Annotated in this window: 20 protein-coding genes; 9 read left to right on the top strand and 11 right to left on the bottom strand. The window is 48.5% G+C overall.

The window, feature by feature from the left end; translation table 11 throughout:
- Positions 1-225 precede the first annotated feature (225 nt).
- From dndA to ACLJPQ_RS10080, 3 genes are all read left to right on the top strand, one after another.
- Positions 226-1,350 carry a cysteine desulfurase DndA gene (gene dndA / locus ACLJPQ_RS10070; RefSeq protein ID WP_000158337.1) on the top strand — a complete coding sequence of 375 codons (1,125 nt, stop codon included), beginning with the start codon at positions 226-228 and terminating at the stop codon, positions 1,348-1,350.
- On the top strand, positions 1,347-2,156 hold the full coding sequence (locus ACLJPQ_RS10075) for a restriction endonuclease (protein ID WP_000624114.1): 810 nt from the start codon (positions 1,347-1,349) through the stop codon (positions 2,154-2,156). The genes dndA and ACLJPQ_RS10075 overlap by 4 nt, the downstream gene beginning before the upstream one ends.
- Positions 2,157-2,256: 100 nt before the next feature.
- Positions 2,257-3,368 (top strand): IS3 family transposase gene (locus tag ACLJPQ_RS10080; protein ID WP_093976780.1). Its coding sequence is split into 2 segments (ribosomal slippage): positions 2,257-2,518 and positions 2,518-3,368, totalling 1,113 coding nucleotides; the frame shifts between segments, so codons are not numbered across the junction.
- A 512-nt stretch (positions 3,369-3,880) separates the two neighbouring features.
- Here ACLJPQ_RS10080 and ACLJPQ_RS10085 read toward each other — a convergent pair.
- The 3 genes from ACLJPQ_RS10085 to ACLJPQ_RS10095 all read right to left on the bottom strand — a co-directional run bounded on the left by ACLJPQ_RS10085 (position 3,881) and on the right by ACLJPQ_RS10095 (position 7,050).
- A complete protein-coding gene (locus ACLJPQ_RS10085; RefSeq protein ID WP_000532937.1) occupies positions 3,881-4,597 on the bottom strand; it encodes a YebC/PmpR family DNA-binding transcriptional regulator in 717 nt (238 codons plus the stop codon).
- 559 nt (positions 4,598-5,156) lie between these two features.
- Positions 5,157-6,788, bottom strand: coding sequence for a class I SAM-dependent methyltransferase (locus tag ACLJPQ_RS10090; RefSeq protein WP_193627511.1), 1,632 nt, complete (start codon positions 6,786-6,788; stop codon positions 5,157-5,159).
- Between the two features lie 4 nt (positions 6,789-6,792).
- On the bottom strand, positions 6,793-7,050 hold the full coding sequence (locus ACLJPQ_RS10095) for a YjhX family toxin (protein WP_001054380.1): 258 nt from the start codon (positions 7,048-7,050) through the stop codon (positions 6,793-6,795).
- A gap of 487 nt (positions 7,051-7,537) precedes the next feature.
- Here ACLJPQ_RS10095 and ACLJPQ_RS10100 point away from each other — a divergent pair, with 487 nt between their 5' ends.
- The 3 genes from ACLJPQ_RS10100 (at position 7,538) to ACLJPQ_RS10110 (ending at position 10,081) form a co-directional block, all read left to right on the top strand.
- Positions 7,538-8,146, top strand: a complete 609-nt coding sequence (locus ACLJPQ_RS10100; protein WP_000864870.1) for a DUF1062 domain-containing protein — start codon at positions 7,538-7,540, stop codon at positions 8,144-8,146.
- A gap of 357 nt (positions 8,147-8,503) precedes the next feature.
- Positions 8,504-9,415: an STM4504/CBY_0614 family protein gene (locus ACLJPQ_RS10105; RefSeq protein WP_000556774.1), complete on the top strand. Its 912-nt coding sequence runs from the start codon at positions 8,504-8,506 to the stop codon at positions 9,413-9,415.
- Positions 9,416-9,619: 204 nt separating this feature from the next.
- Positions 9,620-10,081 carry a DUF302 domain-containing protein gene (locus tag ACLJPQ_RS10110; protein WP_023227009.1) on the top strand — a complete coding sequence of 154 codons (462 nt, stop codon included), beginning with the start codon at positions 9,620-9,622 and terminating at the stop codon, positions 10,079-10,081.
- Here the strand turns inward: ACLJPQ_RS10110 and ACLJPQ_RS10115 are convergent.
- Positions 10,078-10,752, bottom strand: coding sequence for a dienelactone hydrolase family protein (locus ACLJPQ_RS10115; RefSeq protein ID WP_064012916.1), 675 nt, complete (start codon positions 10,750-10,752; stop codon positions 10,078-10,080). The two genes, ACLJPQ_RS10110 and ACLJPQ_RS10115, sit on opposite strands and share 4 nt — an antisense overlap.
- Positions 10,753-11,101: 349 nt before the next feature.
- On the opposite strand from ACLJPQ_RS10115, the gene uxuR reads away from it, so the two are divergent.
- Positions 11,102-11,875 (top strand): Uxu operon transcriptional regulator, encoded by a 774-nt coding sequence (gene uxuR / locus ACLJPQ_RS10120; RefSeq protein ID WP_000841654.1) that lies wholly within the window; start codon positions 11,102-11,104, stop codon positions 11,873-11,875.
- Here uxuR and trpS read toward each other — a convergent pair whose 3' ends face one another.
- Positions 11,876-12,889 (bottom strand): tryptophan--tRNA ligase, encoded by a 1,014-nt coding sequence (gene trpS / locus ACLJPQ_RS10125; protein WP_080185042.1) that lies wholly within the window; start codon positions 12,887-12,889, stop codon positions 11,876-11,878.
- A 717-nt stretch (positions 12,890-13,606) separates the two neighbouring features.
- Between trpS and ACLJPQ_RS10130 the strand changes: the two genes are divergently transcribed.
- The gene (locus ACLJPQ_RS10130) at positions 13,607-14,137 is read left to right on the top strand and encodes an Hcp family type VI secretion system effector (protein WP_080185043.1); all 531 of its coding nucleotides are present in this window, start codon (positions 13,607-13,609) and stop codon (positions 14,135-14,137) included.
- A 238-nt stretch (positions 14,138-14,375) separates the two neighbouring features.
- Positions 14,376-15,110 (top strand): aspartate/glutamate racemase family protein, encoded by a 735-nt coding sequence (locus tag ACLJPQ_RS10135; protein WP_000683247.1) that lies wholly within the window; start codon positions 14,376-14,378, stop codon positions 15,108-15,110.
- A 5-nt stretch (positions 15,111-15,115) separates the two neighbouring features.
- On the opposite strand, the gene hypT is transcribed toward ACLJPQ_RS10135, so the two are convergent.
- The 6 genes from hypT to ACLJPQ_RS10165 form a co-directional block, all read right to left on the bottom strand.
- Positions 15,116-16,024: a hypochlorite stress DNA-binding transcriptional regulator HypT gene (hypT, locus tag ACLJPQ_RS10140; RefSeq protein ID WP_000383509.1), complete on the bottom strand. Its 909-nt coding sequence runs from the start codon at positions 16,022-16,024 to the stop codon at positions 15,116-15,118.
- Between the two features lie 118 nt (positions 16,025-16,142).
- Complete coding sequence (gene iadA / locus ACLJPQ_RS10145; protein ID WP_001113057.1) at positions 16,143-17,315, bottom strand: beta-aspartyl-peptidase; 1,173 nt, start codon at positions 17,313-17,315, stop codon at positions 16,143-16,145.
- Between the two features lie 12 nt (positions 17,316-17,327).
- Positions 17,328-17,789, bottom strand: coding sequence for a YjiG family protein (locus ACLJPQ_RS10150; RefSeq protein ID WP_000211979.1), 462 nt, complete (start codon positions 17,787-17,789; stop codon positions 17,328-17,330).
- Positions 17,786-18,457, bottom strand: coding sequence for a nucleoside recognition domain-containing protein (locus tag ACLJPQ_RS10155; RefSeq protein ID WP_000068752.1), 672 nt, complete (start codon positions 18,455-18,457; stop codon positions 17,786-17,788). The genes ACLJPQ_RS10150 and ACLJPQ_RS10155 overlap by 4 nt, the downstream gene beginning before the upstream one ends.
- Before the next feature lie 872 nt (positions 18,458-19,329).
- On the bottom strand, positions 19,330-20,514 hold the full coding sequence (locus tag ACLJPQ_RS10160; RefSeq protein ID WP_020898334.1) for an MFS transporter: 1,185 nt from the start codon (positions 20,512-20,514) through the stop codon (positions 19,330-19,332).
- A gap of 219 nt (positions 20,515-20,733) precedes the next feature.
- On the bottom strand, positions 20,734-22,005 hold the full coding sequence (locus ACLJPQ_RS10165) for a DUF445 domain-containing protein (RefSeq protein ID WP_001033033.1): 1,272 nt from the start codon (positions 22,003-22,005) through the stop codon (positions 20,734-20,736).
- Positions 22,006-22,031 lie beyond the last annotated feature (26 nt).

A 22,031-nucleotide genomic window follows, 5' to 3' on the forward strand; every position in this document is an offset into this window, starting at 1 on the left:
TATTTATCACTACATTCTATGTGGGTAATTTGGTTATCAAGTCCTCTTTCATGATGGCTATCTTAAGGTGTTGGCGGATGGCGTCAATAGTTAGCCTACTATAAGCACTATATGTCTATACAGCTAATTGATTTAGAAAGTGCGCTTACACTTCTTGATGTACCAAGGTCGGTATGTCAGCATATAGTGCCCAAGAACCTGTAATCTTATGTGAGTGGAACCTTGATGACTATCTACCTTGATTGCAATGCAACAGCCCCTATTTCTCCCTCGGTTTCAGCTCTGGTTACACATTACATGTGTGAGGAATTTGGGAACGCAGGCAGTCGTACACATGAGTTTGGTTTGAAGGCGAAGCAGGCTGTGGAGAAGGCTCGAGGGCAAGTAGCATCTTTGGCCGACGCTGATAGAAGCGAAGTATTTTTTACCAGTGGCGCGACAGAAAGTAATAATATTGCCATTTTAGGATTGAGAGCAGAAGCAGCTAAGAGTGGGAAAAAACATATAATTACAACCTCCATTGAACATAAAGCTGTTCTCGAGCCTATTGATTACCTTACCAAAAATGGGTTTGATGTAACATATTTAAAGGTCAACAAAAGTGGTATTGTAGATCCGACAGATCTTCGAAAGGCATTACGTGAAGATACTCTTTTAGTATCTATTATGCATATAAATAATGAAACAGGTTCAATTCAACCTATTAGTGAGATTTGTAAAGTACTCGCAGGCCATAGTGCTTATTTTCATATTGATGCAGCGCAAGGTTATGGAAAATATCCCGAAGAGCTAACAAACAAAAGAATTGATATGTTGAGTGTTAGCGGGCATAAATTATATGCCCCTAAAGGTATCGGTGCACTTATTGCCAGAAGACGAGATTTTGTAAAAATTCCTTTGGAACCATTAATGTTTGGTGGTGGGCAGGAGAAGGGGTTACGACCGGGAACACTTCCAGTTGCATTGATTGTAGGACTGGGTTTAGCCTGTTTTGAAGCCCGGGAAAAACATTTGGAGTGGCGTGAGAAATGCCAAAAAATTAAATCTTCACTACTCGATACTCTTTTGCCACTCGGTGCTAAAGTGAATGGAGAAAATACTGCTAGTCATGTTTTAAATATTTCTATACCGCATGTGAATTCTGAAGCCGCAATGGTCGCTTTAAAAGGGGTAGTAGCAGTATCGAATGGTTCAGCCTGCACTTCCCAAAATTATACTGCAAGCCATGTTCTTGAGGCGATGGGCTGTGATGAAGAACGTATTGATGGGGCAATCCGCATTTCATGGTGTCATATGACAGAATCGCTTCCTCTAGATATCATTTTTGAGAAAATTCAGGGATTGCTGTGATATCGAAAAGTATAGCAAAAGCAGCCATTGAGGCATTAAATATACTCAATCGTGCATCATCTGTTTCTGATATATATAATGCCATCATTGAGTATAAACTATATGAATTTGGAGCCAGAGATCCAAAGTCTGTCGTAAGAATAACTTTGGAACGACATTGTATAAATAAGACTATTGGTGTTATGCATCAAAAACGTTTTTTTAAGAAACTAAATGATGGTCGATATGCCTTAATGTCTAATATAAAGAGTGAGAGCGAATGCGTATTGAATGAAAATAAAAATAATACAGATGATGTTTATCGCTCAATACTAGAACTTTATTCTTTAGCATCTTTACAGAAAGATAGGGTAAAAAAAGAAATTATTGAATATTTAAGAGGCTTAACAGCGGAACAATTTGAAGACTTTTGTCGAATATTTTTAATAAAATATGGTTTTCTAGAAATGAAACTAACGAAAAGAGGGCGTGATGGTGGTGTCGATGTCAGTGGATTATTGAGAGTAGGTTTGGCAAGCATGAGGGTTGCTGTGCAATGTAAAAAATACGCCGCAGAGAACAAAATAGGAAGGAGCATGATATCAGCATTTCGTGGGGATATTACTGGGGAGTTTGAACAAGGTATATTTATCACAACTAGCAGTTATACAAAAGAGGCTTTGGAAATATCTTTTAAACCATCATGTGTTCCAGTTGTGCTTATCGATGGTGAACAATTGGCAGACTTTATGATTGATAAAAGAATTGGAGTTCAGAGGGAGTTAATTGAAATATATGACTTTGAACAAGATCTACTATGGGACTAAAATAATAAATTGTAGTTATATTGTAAGTATCCCGCATAATCGTGCCATTCGCATTTAGAGATCCTCCGGCATAATCAATCTGCCAACAAAGGAGATCGCTGTGCGTAAAGCCCGTTTTACTGAGCATCAGATCATTGCCGTAATTAAATCGGTTGAAGCCGGACGAACCGTTAAAGATGTCTGCCGGGAGGCTGGTATATCTGAAGCCACCTGGTACAACTGGAAGTCCAGATACGGCGGCATGGAGACTTCTGATATTAAAAAGATCAAGGATCTTGAGGACGAGAATCGGCGTCTCAAACAGATGTTTGCCGACCTGAGCCTTGAGAACCGTGCGCTGAAAGACGTTATCGAAAAAAAGCTTTAAAACCAGCCTTTAAGCGTGAGCTGGTCACTCATCTGATAACGACATTTGGACTCAGTATCCGTCAGGCCTGCCGGAGTCTGAACCTGAGCAGAACGGTTTACCATTACCATCCGGATACCACGCGTGACGAACCCGTTATTGTCGTGTTGCAGGCAGTGGCAGAGCGATACCCACGGTACGGTTTTCCAAAACTTTTCCAGGTTCTGTGGCTGCAGGGATACCCGTGGAATCACAAAAGGATCCATCGTATTTATTGTCTGCTGAAGCTGAATTTTCGCCGTAAAGGCAAACAACGGTTGCCGGTGCGTAATCCCTCGCCACTGGCCACACCGGAAGCGCTTAACCAGAGCTGGTCTGTCGATTTTATGCATGATGCTCTGGTCTGTGGCCGTCGTTTTCGCACGTTCAATGTCGTTGATGACTTTAACCGTGAGGCATTGTCGATTGAAATCGATCTGAATCTGCCAGCTTTGCGCGTGGTCCGGGTACTCGACAGGATCGCGGCAAATCGCGGCTATCCGGTTATGCTACGCATGGATAATGGTCCGGAATTTATCTCACTTGCACTGGCTGAATGGGCAGAGCAACATGCAGTAAAACTGGAATTTATTCAGCCGGGTAAGCCGACGCAGAACGCTTTTATTGAGCGCTTTAACCGAACATACCGTACAGAAATACTCGATTTTTATCTGTTCAGAACGCTGAATGAAGTGCGGGAAATCACGGAAAGATGGGTGTCAGAATATAACTGTGAACGCCCTCATGAATCACTGAACAATATGACGCAGGAGGAATATCGGCAACACAATCATTTGGCCGGGATCTCAAAAAATGCCTGGAACTAAAACGGGTCTATTTACATTCAGAGGAGGGCATTGATCTGGGGGAGTATTTTGAGTGTGGTATACGTTATCTGTTAAAAATAGCTCCACATCAAAAGCATCGAAGTAATCGGCCACGGTTCTCGCACTATGGTCTGTAGCGCGCTGGTGGAGTCACACCTGTGGTCAAGCGGCGCGTAGAGCACCAGATGAGCCATCATGAGCACAAGCAGAATTTATAAGGGCGGTGCCTTAAAGAGCACAGGGAGATTGTAAGTAGCCCGATATTGCTGGCTTTTGCTTATCTTGCTGACGGGATTCGTCGTATGAAACATGAAAATTACCTCATGTTTTATATAAGGATTCGACACTATATCAAAACCGGTAACTCTCAATCTTTCAAAGCTATGTGTCAGATCAGGTCGTGATAAGACACATAAATTTAAAGATCTATATATCTGGCCAGATAGACTTTTTTATAACAGCTTTATAAATTAAACAAATCTGCCATAGAGACAGATTTGTTTAATTTATAATTAGAGGTTTGCAACGTTATGATATACTTTTTGCACATCATCATCATCTTCAAGGGCATCAACAAGTCCTTCAAAGATTTCTAAATCTTCTGGTGAAAGTTCAACTTCTGATTGAGCAATCATTTCTAATTCTGTTGTTGAAAATTCAGAAATTCCAGCTGCTTTTAGCGCTGCGATTCCTTTGTGCAGGTCTGTAGCTTCAGTATAAATAACGATGTTTCCTTCTTCTTCGGTTACATCACGAACATCAACTTCAGCATCAAGCAAAATTTCAAAAATATGGTCAGGGTCTGTTCCTTTAAATACAATCACTCCAGTATTGTCAAACATATAGCTGACAGCACCTGCCGCTCCGATATTCCCGCCTTTTTTATTAAAAATTGTGCGGATATTAGCAATCGTACGGTTAACATTAGACGTCAACGTTTCAGCGATAACCATTGAACCATTGGGTCCAAAGCCTTCATAACGCCCTTGCACGAACGTTTCATCTCCGCCACCTTTGGCTTTATCAATGGCTTTATCAATAACATGTTTTGGAACCTGTGCTTGTTTCGCACGTTCAATAACGAATTTTAAAGCTGAGTTTGATTCCGGGTCTGGTTCACCTTGTTTAGCCGCAGCATAGATTTCTACACCAAATTTTGCATATACTTTAGACGTTGCACCGTCTTTAGCTGTTTTCTTAGCAACAATATTTGCCCATTTACGTCCCACTGGAAACATCTCCTCAAAAAATTATTTACATTAATGGCAGGTTAATAACCTGCATGTTCTTCTGCCGTATTATATCATAATATATAAATTCTCGTCTATGAGAAATAAAAACATCCAGCTTTTACGGGGGATTACTTTGATTTTAACAATGGCTAATATGGTGGGTAAGTCATTTTTTAATTTTCTTCTGGCTCTTTTTTTATTTTTAATAATTGAATCGCAGCAATAACGTCTTATTGATGGTGGTTTCGCTCATCAGGTGAGGTGGAACGCTTGCACGTCTTGCGACATATTGTGGCAGAAACTTAATGGCGAAATTAAGAGCCTATCCCATTAGGGCTATTTTACTTGCCATTTTGGACCTGGGCAGTGCTCAAAATCCTCACGTACTACGTGTACGCTCCGGTTTTTGCGCGCTGTCCGTGTCCAAACTGGCTGCGCCAATAACGCCTGGTGGGATAGTCTCTAAGACGATATATTCCCGCCTTGAGCCGTGTTAATTTGTTGCATACTTTTAAACGGAGGTATACCTCTTGTAGGCTATACCTCCTGCTTCACGTTATCGCGCGATTAACGCAAATACGCCCCAGCCAAAGTATTCTCGCGTCCAGGTGACGTGACGTTTGGGGGCTACCGTCAGTTCTGTTCGAACCTCTTGCGCAAACTCATCGTCAGGGTTTTCCTCCAGCCAGCGGCGCATGGTCATCCACTTCGCGGCTTCATATCTGTCCCAGCCTTGCGGGTCCGCCAGCACCATTTCCACTACGTCATAGCCGAGTTGGTCAAAAAAGGCGACCAGCTCGGGCAGGGGACGAAAATCGGCGACGGATGAGACGCCACAGGCGTGGGCGATCTCTTCCGTTGCGGGGATCCGACGCCAGTACGGTTCACCGATGAGAATGATCCCGCCAGGTTTGAGGCTTTTGGCCAGCAGATCTATTGTCCCCGCGACACCGCCCGCAATCCAGGTCGCGCCTACGCAGGCCGCCACGTCATATTTTTCCTCGTCGATATAACCGGCCGCGTCGTTATGAATAAAATGTACGTATTCACTGACGCCGAGCTCTTCTGCACGTTGTTTTGCCTGTGTGGTGAAGAGCGGGCTTATATCAATGCCAGTACCTGTAACACCGTAATCGCGAGCCCAGGTGCAGAGCATCTCACCCGAGCCGCTACCGAGATCGAGAATCCGCGTGCCTGGCTTCATGCGTAACGCATGGCCCAGTGTGGCGTACTTTTCCGCTGTAAACGGATTATGGATACGGTGTTCGCTTTCGCTAATGGTAAAAATACGTGGGATATCCATTGGGTTATTCCTTTTACTGAGGGCAATACCCTCAGAAGTGGATGCTTTTTCAGCCAGCAGCGCATACAGCTTGCCTGCAAAAGTCTCGCCGACCGGCCAGGTGTGACTGTCCGGACGCTGCAACACAGTGAAGCCAGCATCACCAAGCAGGCTGATATATTCATCATCGCGCCAGGCCTTCATTTGACTGCCGAAACGGGTGGTACAGCCGTTTTCCGCTATCGCCCAGAACTGCGTTGAGCTGGTTTGGGCCTCTTCATCCCAGGCATTTTCCGTTAACAGCAGATGAGGCACGGCAAGAAACAGGCCGTGCGGACAACGCTGCCAGCCTGGCTGCGCCATGCCCTGGCGTTTAACTTCATCGAAGGTATGCACTTCAACAAGCAGTTTGCCGTCCGGTTTCAACCACTGCGCGCAATGACTGATGAGGCTTTGCGCATCCGCAGCGCTAAAGACATTCAGTTCACCAAACGTCATCATAATAAAATCAAAAGGTTCCGTGGGGTGGTATGTACGAATATCCTGCTGAATGTAGTCAATATTCAGGTTTGCGGCTTGCGCCTGCTGGCGAGCCCATGTGATGGATGCCGGAGAGAAATCTACGCCTGTGCAGTGAAACCCCCGCTCTGCTAACAGGCGGGTATAAAAACCGGGTCCACAGCCGAGATCCAGAATGCGGGCGCCAGCGGGTAACTGACGGGTAATCCATGTTACCTGTTGCTCAATCACGGTTAGCCGGCGGCTGGCCCAGTCGTGGTCCTGCGACAGATGCTTTTCCAGCATGCGTTGGCTGAAGGCTGGCTCGTCCCAGGGGATTTTGCCTTCATTGGGTAATAGCCGAATGCGTTGCGTTGCAAAAATAACGGTGCTGATATCCATCATCATCTCCTTAGCGATTATCAGGCTGGGCGCGAACGTTGTTCAGCCCGGTTGTATTAATGCGGTAGGGCTGACCGTTAACGGATTTGATCAGCTTTTTGGTTTTGAGTTTTTTGAATACAGCGAGCGTGCAATCGGCGAGCAACAGCCCTTCGCGGCTATAGCACTCAACGGCGGTGACGCGGCCTGACGCATCGCGGATGTGCGTAATGCGTCCGCCTTTGGCGAGAACGTGTAAGGTACGTTGTTCCTGACGGGATAAATTCATACTGAAGAACCTGTTTAATCATCATAGGCAAAACGTGCAAACACACTGCGGTGTCCGCATTCGATTTCGGCGCATTGATAATCAGTCCGGCCTGAAAAGGTCGGGGAACTGATTATCAGATGATGACATTCTCCAGCATCAAAGCCTCGGGTTGAGTTGAAAGGTATTTACGTCGTGAATGATAACACCTGATTTCTGTAAGTGAATAACCGGGAGTGAAAAATGTGATCTCAAAGGGAGGATCATGCGTTTAGTAAGTCAGTTGAATAGATCCCGCCGCTACCATAATGAATATTGATTAAACTCATATACCCGATAATGGCCGCTTTGATAATCTCGGCGTATCTTTTTAGCCATTGACAGGGTTGTTGCGTTGGAAATCTTTTTTTAACCCACTGAAAAATATCACTTAAATATTTTTCATACATAAACATTTATGGTCCGCTGAGTTCGGATCCGGTTTTGTATGGGTTAAAAAAGGTACGTTATGAAAGTCATATGGACTGTCACTCCTGTGGGGTATCAGCGCATAGCGAAACGTTGCCCTTCATGCAGCGTAAAACGGGACTTCACGCCTTCTGGGGCATTTCGGGTTAATTCGCAAAAGAAGGTACTCGATGTCTGGAGTATCTATAAATGCACACACTGCGATTACACCTGGAATATCTCCCTGTTCTCGCGCCTGCCAGTCAGCAAAATTAACCGCGGTCTTTATGGCCGACTGATGGCGAATGATGCCGCCACGGTGCAATATTTTGCTTATGACAACGCGATCCTGAAGCGAAACAATGCTGAATTATCGGGGCAGCCTGATTTTCACATTCAGGAACGGTGGCTGGTCAGTATCGCCTCCCACAAGCAGGTCAGTGTTAGTGTCAGGATTTCCCGTTCTTTTCAGGTCAGCCTGCTGTCGATTTTGAAGAAGCAACTCCTGTTAAGCGCAGCCGAAATCAAGAGACGGATTGAAACAGGGCAAATAAGTGGCGTCACGATGAAAATGCTTAAATCGCGAAAACTGAAGAATGCAAAATATGATTTGCAGCTCTCAGTTGAAACACTGTATGACCGGCGAAGGATTGTTCTGACCCGTCGATAAAAACAATAAGCTCACCTTACGTTTAAGTGTGCTGGTATGGCAACGACGCAACGGAATGAAAGAAGGACTAAGGGACAGGTGAGCGTTAGTTGAATAACCCTTGTTTGTCTGTGGCATTCAGTGAAGACTGAATGCCATGGATAATCCAGACGTTTTCGCACCAGTGATGATCAGCAGAATGACAAAGGGCGATGGGTTACAATTATCTGTAGAGTAAATAAATATTCACGCAACACCATTAAAAAATAAGAAAAAATGGCTCACTGTTGAGCTGATATTAATACCTGAACCACTGAATTAGAGTAATGTGGCGCTATTCATAGCGTATTTTTTTCTGTTGCGGTTACAGGAGGAGGAATGCACACCTTTAGACCATACTCACTAAGGCATAGCGATCTGTTATATGAAGATATTCCGTTAGAAATACGCGAGCAAATAATCTTATTGATTATCAATACGCTAGGAAATTGCTCCTCTTTTTATGATATGACATTATACTGCTATCATAATAGTCATTCTGACGAAGTTTATCGAAGAATATGTAAAACGTTGCGCAAAGAGTATGGCTTATTCACCTTATATGCGCATTCAACGTCATATCTGGATGAAATGAGTAATCTGTTATTAAAAACAGATGATAAAAGAAAGCATATTGATACCATTGAGCTTGCTTTTAACTATATAGATACCTACCTTCGAACCTATGAAGTTACGCTTGGGTTAGAACCGGATAAGGCGATTAGTGAATTAAACAATATATTTCATGAGCATAGTTTAAAATATCGCTATGAAAATGGTAGAATTGTAAGGTTGCGCAGAATAAAACGGCTTAAAAACATATGTTATTATTTGTACTCCCCTGGAGAGTATGGCTTTGTCGAATATGATCTTATGGAAGCGTATAATCGCCTGATACTTAATGATTTTTCCTGTGTCGTAAAGGAATGTCATGCAGCCTTCAGAAGCGTTCTTCTCAGAATTCATGAGAGAAAAGGTATCGTGTATCATGAACAAGATAGTTTAAATACACTAATGGCTAATCTGATGGCGAGAGGCGTTATATCTGCTGAATATGTACATAAATTTCATTTTTTAAGTGACGTGCTGGAGTCAGAAATATTTCTGCCGATGGCGCCAGAAAAATCGCATCATCACTACGCAATGATGCTCCGTATCTCTGAAGAGTTGGCCTGTAGTATCTATTATCTTACTGAGCGGAGTATATTCTTTCTTACCCAGCGGGCTGAAGAAGATGGTGTCGCGCCATAATAATGATCGCGCTGTCGCTCAGTCAGACTGCATCATCGTTATTTAAATTTGTTCAGACGTCGGAATTTTTTGTTCTGCCGTCTGTTTTTTTAGTGATGAGCTGTTCAGTGCAATAATAAGGGGTACAGTACGATGACTGATTTTTAAACTGCATATCATCTGTGTCGCATTTACTCATGGGTATTGGGTCAGGGAGAGAGAAGAATGAGCGCTATTTTAAAGCCTTTTTTATTGGCAGTAACCCTGATGTTAATCTTAATAAGGCCTGGCTTTGCAACGGAGGATGGAGCGATAACCATGGTTAAAACCTACAGCGCTTATGACTATTTGCAGACCCGAGCGCGGTTGATGCACGCTGTCGCCGATCACGGTCTGGTGTTATTTGGGGAATTTGATCATGCCAGAGCGGCACAGAATGTTAACCTGAAAATGCCGCCGACAACGGTTCTGGTCTTTGGCAATCCTAAAGGCGGAACGCCTCTCATGCTGGCGCATCCCGAACTGGCGCTGGATTTACCGTTTCGGGTGCTCATTAGCCAGCAAGCCGATGGGCGAACGTTAGTCAGTTATCATCCCGCTGAAACGCTGCAACGTTATGGTCTTGATGCCGCAGACATACAGGCTTTGAAAAAACTGGAACAGCTCGTTGAAAAAAGTCTCCACTAAAGCTGAAAATCGGGCGATGTGTTTGCACGGGTGATGTCGCGAATAAATGCGCTCACATCGTCCATTACCTGATGCGACAAGGCGGCATCGAAGGTGGCGCTATCAGCATCACAGAACCCGTGCCGCGCATCGTACATTTTACACTGCACCCGGGGTCGCTTTTCCAGCGCCTGTCGCATGGCGAGGGGATCAAACGCCGGCTCATAACGCGCGATAATAACCAGTGTCGGACAGAGAGGCGCAAGATGAAGGTACTGGCGTATACGGGAACCGTAATAGCAAATGACGCCATCGCATAACCCACTGGCTGCACTTAGCCATGCGAGCGTTGCGCCGACGCTATATCCTACGACGATTAACGTCTCATACTGCGTTCTGAGCTCGTGGAGTAACGTGGTAACGACGGCGGGATCAAAGCCGACATTTGCTGAAAAGTGACGGTAAGCCTCCTCCTGCTGTTCATAGCGAAAGGGGGTATGGTGAGGAAACAGCGCGGGAATATAGATGTCGAATCCGCGCGTCATCCATTCATGGCCTGCGCGTTGGATATGAGCGTTAATACCATAAATTTCATGCAGAATAATCGCTGCCCGGCGATGGCGGCTCGCCAGACTGGAGGCGTTGCTCCCCCCGGATACGCCTGGGGCGAAAAACACGGTGTCTTTTATCATAACGCGTTCTTGATACAAAGAGAGCGGCTGGATTTTCGCCGATCACGCTATGTCAGAGGCGTTGTTCCTGTCAATGTACAGACACATTTTATGGCCTGATTTTTGGTTGATAAATTTTATATTGGTAAACCAATATGCTGTTCATATTCAGGCATCAGGGCTAAAGGTGGAACATCAGTCGTGTATTGTCTATTGCCTTTCCTTTCATCTGGCCTCACTAGCGAAACGGGGCGCATTATTATTTTGTTGGTTGACCAGTTTCGCGTTTTTGGTGTGCTACGCGTGCTATCCCTCTTTACAAATGCTATAGTCTGATACCGGGAAATCGCATCGGACGGGCACGACCAATATGAAATCAAACACTTCTCAGCAAAGACCTTACCAGGAAGTGGGCGCAATGATACGGGATCTGATTGTTCAGACGCCGTACCGCCCCGGGGAGCGCTTGCCGCCGGAAAGAGAGATCGCTGAGAGGCTCAATGTGACGCGTACCGTCGTGCGTGAAGCGCTGATCATGCTGGAAATTAAAGGTCTGGTTGAAGTCCGCCGCGGCGCCGGGATCTACGTGCTCGACAGCGCGGATAATAACGAGATGGAAGGCGCTGACGTCAATCACTGTAATGACGCCGGGCCGTTTGAACTGTTACAGGCGCGTCAGTTGCTGGAAAGCAATATCGCTGAATTTGCCGCTCTGCAGGCCACCCGCGAAGACATCATTAAAATGCGCCAGGCGTTACAACTGGAAGAGCGAGAGCTCGCCTCCAGTGCGCCGGGCGGCTCAGAAAGCGGCGATATGCAGTTTCATCTGGCCATTGCCGAAGCGACCCATAACAGTATGTTGGTAGAGCTCTTCCGTCAGTCCTGGCAATGGCGTGAAAATAATCCGATGTGGCTCCAGCTTCATAGCCATCTGGGCGATACGCTTTACCGTAAGGAGTGGCTGGTCGATCATAAGCAGATCCTCGCGGCGTTAATTAAGAAAGACGCCCGCGCAGCGAAGCTGGCGATGTGGCAGCACCTGGAAAACGTGAAGCAGCGTCTGCTGGAGTTTTCCAATGTTGATGACATCTACTTTGATGGCTATCTGTTTGAGTCATGGCCGCTGGACAACGTTGATGCCTGATTATACCTGGAATAGCGTGGGCAGGCCCAGTCCACGTTTTACTTCCTGTAACGTCTTTTGAGTGACCTCATGGGCCCGCTCGCTACCTTTTTTCAGTAATTCCATTAGCATTCCCTTATCTGCAATAAAGGTTGCCCGTCGTTCGCGTATGGGCGCGATCAGTTCTTGCAGGCAGGTCTCCAGCTCATTTTTACAGACACGGTCGCCTAATCCGCCTTGTTGATAATGTGCTTTCATCGCCGCGACTTTGGCTTTATCCGGATGGAACGCATCCAGCCACGTAAAGACGACGTTACCTTCTATTTTTCCCGGATCGCTAATTTTTAAATGATTGGGATCGGTGTACATCGCGCTGACCGCAAGGTGGATGGTCTCTTCGCTGGCGGAAAGAAGCAGGGTATTGCCGAGCGATTTCGACATCTTGGCGCTGCCGTCAATGCCTGGCAGACGGCCCGTATCGCTCAGGAGCGCCTGACAGGGTCGCAATACCGGCGAGGAGAAAAGACTATTCATCTTATGAACGATCTCATTCGTTTGCTCAATCATGGGCAATTGGTCGTCGCCAACCGGTACCATTTCGGCCTTAAAGGCGGTGATATCTGCCGCCTGGCTAATGGGATACGCCATGAACCCGACCGGCAGGGAACGGGTAAAGCCTTTTTGGGCAATCTCATTTTTTACCGTAGGATTACGCTCCACTCGGGCGACGGTAACAATATTCATATACAGCACCGTTAATTCGGCGAGGGCGGGTAACGCGGATTGCAGGCAGATCGTCGTTAGCGCGGGATCGATGCCGACGGCCAGATAGTCAGCTAACACTTGCGGAATATTATCGCGGATTTTTTGCGGATTACTGCCGTTATCGGTGAGTCCCTGCAGATCGGCAATCAGGACATACTGTTGGTGATCCTGCTGTAGCGCGACGCGCTGGTGCAGTGAACCGACATAATGGCCGAGGTGCAGCGAGCCGGTAGGGCGATCGCCAGTCAGAATGATGGGAAGGGTGTTCATTAAGGACTCCTTTATGCTTACTGTAAAGCCGAAAGACGTCCCGAAACGCAGTAGCCGCCTTTCGGCGGCTACTTAAAGAGGGATAGTGATCCGTGCCGCCTTCAGGAAGGCAGCCACCAGCGGAGATGACGTTGCGTAGCGTTGGATCGTTTCGTGTTCATGTGATCTAACGTATCACGACTAAACGTAAGGGTAAAGCGGCTGGCGTGTCGTCCGGGCATAAAGTCATATCGCCTGAACAGAGAACATGTTACTGACTTTGAAACGCGATTTTATAATTTGCTGCCCAAAAATACGTGGCGCTGAAAGGCGCATTTTTGATGCAAATCATTTATTACTGTGATAACACTGTGCGCGATAAAAACATTAAATATATTCACATAGTAAATATGTTCTATTGGAATGGTTGTTTTCGATATGACAAAAGTCTAAAAAGCCCATTGATGTGAAAAGGAATAAGAATTGTCTATATTCCGATTCGGTGTAATTAAGTAATTTCTCGGATAAAAATAAGAAATGATATTGATATTTCTTTTTTGATATGGTTCTTATAGCGGCTATGGTTATTCAGGAAACGATGCTTGAATGCCTGGCGTAATAGATTTCAGGTCAGTAGCGCTATTGTAAAATGGATTGTTGATGGCAGAAGGTATTTAGCAAGAATCCAGTTATAGCAGATTGTCGGTATTTAATCTGGTATACAGAGACACCAACGAAATGGCTGGAAAATGGAACGTTCTTTCATTGTTGGCGTTCCGTCCTTGTCAGCCTGCTTTGCCGCATGATAATCACGGAGGGGGGATGGACGCCATCTATTTAAAACTGGACGGTATTGAAGGCGAAAGCCGGATCAAAGGTTTTGAAAACCAAATAAAACTTATTGCTTACAACCACAACCCGACGAAACGGGAGTCCGGCGAAGCGAGAGGGACTTATATTGGAGGGTTGACACTGACAAAGCCTGTCGATCTTGCTACGCCTGGCCTCTATGAGCACTATTGTAACGGGAAAACGGTGAAAGAAGGCGTGCTGACATTATGCCGTCGTGATAAGGGCGCAATACTGCCATTTATTATTTATACGCTCACCAATGTGCGAATTTCACGCATGAGCAATCATGGCGACGCCGAAGGCAGCGCCACGGAGACCGTGGATTTGGTTTATAGCCATATTCGCTGGGATATTCCCGCATTAGCGTCGAAAAGCAAAACACGGCGGCCCCTTCACCGACAGGCGCTGTGGCGATGAGGACAAAACAAGTTTGCGGACTCGCAGTGGGCGATGCTGTATAGCGAAATGGCATTTAGCGGCTTGCGAAGGTCGATGAGCGCTCATGTAACCAATCGATTGCCTGAAAAGGCGATAACGCGTGGCTCTTACATCCGTTATGATTTTTACGCATAGCCGCTAATAAAACGGCATTTTTTATATACACATCAAGTTGATAGTGTGTTTCTGACCTTGACGTAAATAAGCGGGAAAAGCGATGAAACACACCATTGGGATACTGGGGGGGATGGGACCTGCGGCAACGGCGGATATGTTGGAAAAATTTGTTGAATTGCGACATGCCAGTTGTGATCAACAACACATCCCGCTCATTGTCAGCTCTATCCCTGATATTCCCGATCGTACAGCATGTCTGTTATCCGGCGGGCCTTCGCCATACCGTTATCTGGAGCGTTATCTGCATATGCTGGAAGACGCCGGGGCGGAGTGTATCGTTATCCCATGCAACACTGCGCATTATTGGTTTGATGATTTACAGAACGTCGCGAAAGCGCGAATGATCAGCATTCTGGACGCTACCCTGGGGGATATTCCGCCATCGGCGCGGCACGTTGGTCTGCTGGCGACCAATGCGACGCTGGCGACCGGGTTATATCAAAAGAAAGCGCTGGCGCGGGGGCTGACGTTAATTCAGCCAGAAGACGCGGGGCAGGCGTTGGTAATGCAGGCTATTTATACGCTTAAACGTGGCGATAAAACTGCGGCGCAAGCGCTGCTGCTGCCGCAAATCGATAGCCTTATTGCCCGTGGCGCTCAGGCAATTATTATGGGGTGTACCGAAATTCCGCTTATTGTGGCCGGACATGAACGCGCGATAGCGTGCCCGATGATTGATTCCACAGCGTCGCTGGTGCGCGCGGCGATTCGTTGGTATGAGTCCTGGCCAGACACCCGCGCCTCTTTGACCGGGGAACAACGCCTTACCGCCTGAGGTGTTTACAGCGCGGCCTGAAGCCCACGCAGGTCGCGCCAAAATGTTTCGGCTACCTGACTCATGCGGGTATTCATGCGATAAGCATAAGCCTGGATCGGGATAACCAGTTCGTCGGCATCAAGCACTATCAGGCGCCCGTCGGTAATCTCCTGACGGATAGCATACTCGGGCAACCAGGCGATTCCGCAGCCGTCCATCGCAACCTGTTTTAACAATTCACTCATCGAAGAGACGAAAAATGTACTGAAACTCAGTTCAGCATGGCGAGTCAGAGTACGATTTATCAGCCGGCCCATATAGGAGTTCTGACTGTAATTAAGCAGGGGAAAGTGCGGCTGCTCAAGCGTATAGCGCGGCTCGCCCCGGCCATTGTTGGCGCAAACCGGAAACAGTCTCGACTCAAACAGGCGGATGTTATCAAACGGCGCTTGTTGCAGATTTTCATCGTGATAAGAAAAGATAAAATCGCTTTGCCCCTCACGTAACATATCCACCGCCTGGTCGACATCTATCGCCTCAACGGCGTAGGTAAACTGCGTCGGCATCTGCTTAACGATGGTCGGCAACAGGCCGAGGGAGAGCGAGTGGGCGGCGGCAATCTTGATTTTACGCAGCGTATAATCGCTGCCGCCGCGCAGTTCGGTCAGATTACTTTCCAGCTGCTGTAACAGGTGGCGAACCTGGGAGTGAAAGATTTTACCCTGTTCGGAAAGCTGTAGCGGCGAGACCTGTCGGTTAAACAGTTCAACGCCCACGGCATGTTCCAGGGCGCGAATCCGCCGGCTAAAAGCGGGTTGCGATACGTTGCGGATAATGGCGGCCTGAGAGAAATTGCGGCACTTTTCCAGCGTCAGAAAATCATACAGCCATTTTGTCTCAATATTGTGCAAACCTGCTCCAGTTACATCCATTTACCGTTATCCTGTCAGCCGCCCGAAGGGGCATTCTACGTCCATTCGGGCGGCTGACAACCGCTTATCCCGTCCTCTTTCAGAATGCCGTGATGGGGCAGCCTGAAACTAGCGGGAATTACGCCGGTTCAAAGGTACCTTTTACGCAGGCTTTCCCCTCATTGACCATGCGTTTGCCGCGCGCATACACCTGCTCAATGCGTAAATCTGCGCTAAAGACGAGCAGATCCGCATCGTTACCGGGACGGATTTCGCCTTTGCCGTCCAGACTGAGGAAGGCGGCTACGCTGGTCGTCAGCGGACGCAGAGCATCGGTCAGGCTGAATCCGTAGTGGTTAACCAGCGTCTGCAACGTCTCCAGCAAACTTTCGAAGCCCGCGACGCCGATGCCCGTCAGATTTCCGGCAGCGTCAAATAGCGGCTGGCTGCCGTTGCCGTCTGAACTGAGCGTCACCCGGGAAAGCGGGACGCCGGCTTTTACCGCTCTGGCAATGCCCTCCGCCGGCGCGACGGGATCCGGGATACTGGTGGTAATGTCGATCACGCCGCCTTTAAGCGCAAACGCCAGCGCCTGCTCGAAAAGAGATTCGCTACGGTTGACGTGGGTAGGCAGCAGTTTACCGATCGGCACGTCGCTGTTTTCCAGGATGTCATACAGCGGCTGTAACCCTTTTTTGCTGCTGCCCATATGAAAAACGCTGACACCGGGTTTGCCGCCCAGCAGGCCGCCAACGCGTGATTCGGCGGCCATGCTGGCGAGTTGATTCCCGCTGGGCGCGGCGGAACGGTGGTCGGAGACTGCGCATTTCACGCCAATGACGCGATCGATCAGCGCGACGTCTTTTTCTACCGAGCCAGTAATGGTCGGCGACGGAACGTGATAAGCGCCCGTGAGCATCCAGGCGGTGATCCCCTCCTCATTTAGCGCTCGCGTTTTGGCTAACAGCGACGCGGGATGACGGCTGACGGAGTCGGTGCCAAGCAGGCCGACGACCGTTGTTATCCCGGCTTCCGTCAGGCGGCTCAGGGAGACTTCCGGCGTCCGCGTCGTCGGCCCCGCTTCGCCGCCGCCGCCGATCAGATGAACGTGTTGGTCGATAAAGCCCGGGCACAGCATACGACCGCTAAGATTAATCACCGCACAGTCCGGTACGATATCGCCGGGGATGTCAGCGCCGACGGCAATAATTTTGCCATTCGCGAGCAGAACATCGCAGATGCCCCGGTCTTCTGGCGCAAACAGGTGCGCACCCTGTAATAAGGTAAACTCCGCGGCGGATAAATCAGGCATGATAACTCCTTATTAAACAATAAGCTGCATGACCCAGATCGACAGCAGCGCATTGATGGCGCAGACTGCGATAATATGCGGGTAATATTTGGCGTTGACTTCGGCAGTACCGAGACAGCGGCCGACATTCTGTACCGGGTTTCCCATCAGGTAAATGGCTGGCAGTAGTACGGTAACATCGTGGCCGCTTAGCGCGCCGGCGGTAGCCAGACTGGCCGCCACGCCAACGGCGCCGCCCATACTCATCAGCGAAGCCAGAAGCACCGTAGCCGCTTCGCCGGGAAGCCCCCACAACGCCATCACGGGCTGGCAGATATGGCCTACCCAGTCGAGCAGACCGGTAATTTTCAGCGCCTGAATAATGACAAATGCCATGACCACATTGGGTAACAGGTTGGTCGTGGCGATGGTAAAACCGCGGCGTGCGCCATCGATAAACATATCCATGACATTCTTACGTACCTGAGTCGTCATGATTGGGCTCCTTGCGCAGGGTGACGGCGTTCTTCGATGTTAATCCAGACGCGCAAAAGGTTTGCGCCGATAAATTTGAATAGCAGAATGACCACCAGCGGAATGATGACTGACGTCCCCAGAAAGGCGAATACCGCAACGCCGGAGGAGAAATAGTTGGTGATAATAGCGCTGCCGCTGGTCTGCCAGGCGGCAAAAATCACTTTATCGCGTTCGGTGATTTCACCTTCCTGCGCCAGCTCTTTAGTCATACCCGCCGCGGCGTCGGTATTTTGCAGGTTGGCGATCAGCGCCAGTGAGCAAATGCCGGGAATGCCAAGCAATGGTTTCAGGATGGGCGTCATCAATTGCTGTGCCGCCCGCAGACCGCCAAGCCCATCCGTAATCGCGATGATACCCAGAGAAAGGATAACCGACGGCGCCAGCTCCAGCGCAAAAAGGAAGCCATCTTTCGCGCCCGTTCCGCCCGCGCCGCGAAAGGTCTGCGTACCGGTCACATGACCGAATGACCCGTTGAGTACGGTAAAATCAAAAACGCGCCACCAGCCTTCGCTTCCGGAAAATACGCCGGAAAAGAAAATAATGGTGAGAAAAAACGCCAGGTATCCCTTTATCCCGACCTTTTCTGTATCAAGCGGCATGGCCGCCCCGTCCACTTGTTGCGCCATAGCGATCCCCGAATTTTTTTGATGATGTGTTGGTTGTAGCCACAGGCCAAAAAGCCCGAAACAGAAAGACCTTATCAGCCATAAGGGTAAGGACAAAATGCAAGTATGTATCGTGCTATGCGTTTCTTGCATAGCAGCGCGAAAAATCACCATCCTCGCTACTGCCGGAGGCGCGGGGAACCGTGGACGGTATAACGCGAGGTAAAAAAGCAAAGAAACAGGTGTTGACGCAGGCCGGAGCTGGGAGCAGGAAAAAAGGAGAAATAAATTTGACGTTAGTCAATTTCACGCCACTTAATTATCGTTGTTAAAAAATAGGATTTTTTAACCTAAATTTTACTTTTTTACTGTAATTTTTCACGCCTTAAGAGGAATTGTCACGGTCAGGTCAGTAGCCGCTGATAGGTCAGCTTGCGCCCTAAGAATCCTACGGGCAGGTAATAAAAAACGAATAATCGAATTAATTTCATGATGTGATTTATTTATAATTGTGATGATTTGAGAGGCAGCGATAATCATCATAATGGAATATATACCCAAAATAATTCGAGTTGCTTAAAGGCTGCAAGGGAGTGAGTCCCCGGGAGCATAGATAACGATGTAACTGGAGTGAGCAACGGCCCGTCAGGGCGAGGCCCATGGATGGGCCGGGTAATCCGTAGCCAACACAGAAGCCACTTGAAGTAGGAAGGGTATATAAAATAATAGGCAGTTTGATAGCACTAAAAACCATAGAATAAGTATAGTTTTTAGTGGCATCTTTACCTTGAAATAACGTGTTGAGGATGTGCTATTAAAAACAGATCCGCATTGCGCCGCGAATAGCATTAAAGATACAACCTGGTGCGGAGAGCGTGGGTTTACTCTACCGCTTATTCACGTATCACAAACCGTTTTTGTTTTATCTGCTGCGCGGCGCTGATCAGCGCGGCAAAAAAGAGCGCCGCGGCACCGCAAAGCGTGGCGTTGATAATTGCCGACGCGCCATTGCCTGACAGACTGGCGGCGAGCGGACCGAGAATTTGCCCAATACCATACGTTAGCGTCACCAGGCCTAACAAATTAATATTGCCCGGCGCGCTGAGTTGTCGGGCAAGCGGCATCACCAGCGAGGTTGTGCCCATAAACGTGGCGCCAAAACCAATACTGCTCAGTATTAACAGCAACAACGAGTCGCTGGCGAGAGACAGCAGCACGCAGGCGCTCTGGATCAACAGGTTCGCGGTCAGGCATGGCAGGACGCCCCAATGTTTTGCCGCCCACAGCCAGCCGAAGCAGCCGGGAATGATCGCCAGGCCGACCAACGACCAAAGGTGCGCCGTGAGTAGCGGAGAGCCCGCGCTTTTCGCCATCAGCGGCAAATAGGTAGCGACAATGATGTAGCCGAATCCGGCGAAACCGTACAACAGCGCCAGTTGCCACCAGGGCATAGGCTGATTTTCGATTCTTGCTAAGGGCGCAGGCGGCAGCGCATGAGCGCGGGGGGGAATCAACATTGCCACGATTAATAGTAATATACCGGCGAGCGCTCCGGCCCCCAGCCATAGCGAATGGGCCGAAAGCGCATAATGTAAACCGCCAATGACATATTCGTTGCCCAGTGCAATCCCGGCCCCGACGCCGGAAAAGAGCGCGGCGATAACAAACGGATGGCGGGTATGATGCAACACAATCATTGATCCAAAAATCATCATTCCCGCGCTCGCGACGCCTGCCAGGAAGCGTACCAACATGACGACCGCGGGCTGAGTAAATATCGCCATGGCCAGAATAAGAATACCGGTGGCGACCGCCGAAGCCAGCAGCATGGGGCGTAGACGAGAGGGGAGATGAAAAAGGCCAAAGGAAAACAGTAAGCTTCCCGCCAGGTACCCTGCATAATTGGCGCTGGCAATCCAGGAGAGCTGATTAAACGTTAGCTGCTTTTCCGCCAGCATTACCGGCAGCATGGGCGTATACAGAAAGCGGCCAACTCCCATCCCCAGCGTCAATACCATCATACCGAAAAGCGCCGTAAAAATGGGATGGCGAGGTGAAGCGCTCTGAGCATGAACCATGGTTTTTCTCTTTGCTAAAGTAAGGCAAGAATGCCGGATTGTTGTTGCAAATGATAATAAAAAGTAAAATTAATGTTTCAAGTTTGCAAGAAAAGAAAGTGAAGCGCAGGCGAATAACGGATTGAGAAGAGGGGCATCGGTGGGAAATGGCATTAAATTAATGCCTCCCACGTGCGGGGTTTGGCAGTTAATCTGAACGAGAATTGCGCCTTCCCCTTCTTAGATACTGAGCAGTGCCGGTATTTGCGACAGTAAATATAACACCAGACCGATAGCGCCGCCGACCAGCGTGCCGTTCACGCGGATAAACTGCAAATCTTTACCGATATTAAGCTCAATCTGCTGCGACATATCGCGCGCATCCCAGCCTTTTACGGTATCGCTGATGTGGCGCGTCAGGAAGGCGGCGAATTCCGGCGCGACGCGGTGCGCGGCCTGTTCCAGATGACCGTTAAGCGAGGCGCGTAATGCGTCGTCGGCGATCAGCGTCTCGCCAAACCATTGTCCGGCATGAGCGATGCGCTGCTTCACCTTTGAGTCTTCGGCGTTGATATCTGTTTTTAACCACTGGCGCAGATCCGCCCAGATCTCGCCGAGATAACGGTTAAATGCCTCATCTTCCTTCAGGTAACTTTTAATGTTTTCTGCCCGGGCAGCCATTTCCGGATCATGTTTAAGTTTATCGATCAGCTTATACGTCGCGCGATCGAAGGCATGACGAATCTGATGCGCGCGATCGTGACTGATATCATCCAGCAGAGAATTTACCGCGTCGGAGACCAGTTCAGCGCTGTGTTCTCCCAGCCATTCGGTCGGCAGGATCTTCGCTTTTAACGGATGTTCGGTCTCCAGCCAGCGTATGATCTGTCTGGCGATAAATGTTCGGGAGCTGTCACGCTGTAACAGGGCGATAAGCTGGGCGATCAGCGTATCGAGTAACACCTGGTGACGATCGTTTTTGGTCATGCTTTCCAGCATCAGGGCGCTGGTGCCGGAAAGATCCACTTTATCAATCGCCTTATGTACCGCTCGCTTGAGCAGCCGCTGAATACGGGCGTCATCGGTCAGTTCCAGAAAGCCGCTCATAATTTGCAGCAGATGCTGCCCGACCCGGCTGGCGTTGTCCGGCTGGCTGAACCAGTTTCCGATAAGCAGCGCGGGTTCATGGCGGCGGATTAGCGCGATCAGCGACTGCGTATCAAGGAACTTCTCCTGCACAAATTGCCCAAGATTTTCTCCGATTCGGTCTTTGTTACGGGGAATAATCGCCGTATGTCGTGAAATAAACGGAATGGGAATGCGGCGAAATAGCGCCACCACGGCAAACCAGTCCGCCAGCGCGCCAACCATCGCCGCTTCGGCAATAGCTTTTACGCCCAGCACCCAAAAACTGGGCGGCAGGAAAAGCGTGGTCACAAACGTCGCGGCGGCTATCAGCAACAGTGAGAGCGCCAGGCGTTTGGCGCGTTTGAGTTCGGCGATTTTATTCATAGGGTTAAGGATAGAGCCAGACGGCA

The organism is Salmonella sp. SAL04213 (assembly GCF_046550535.1).
GTDB lineage: Bacteria > Pseudomonadota > Gammaproteobacteria > Enterobacterales > Enterobacteriaceae > Salmonella > Salmonella enterica.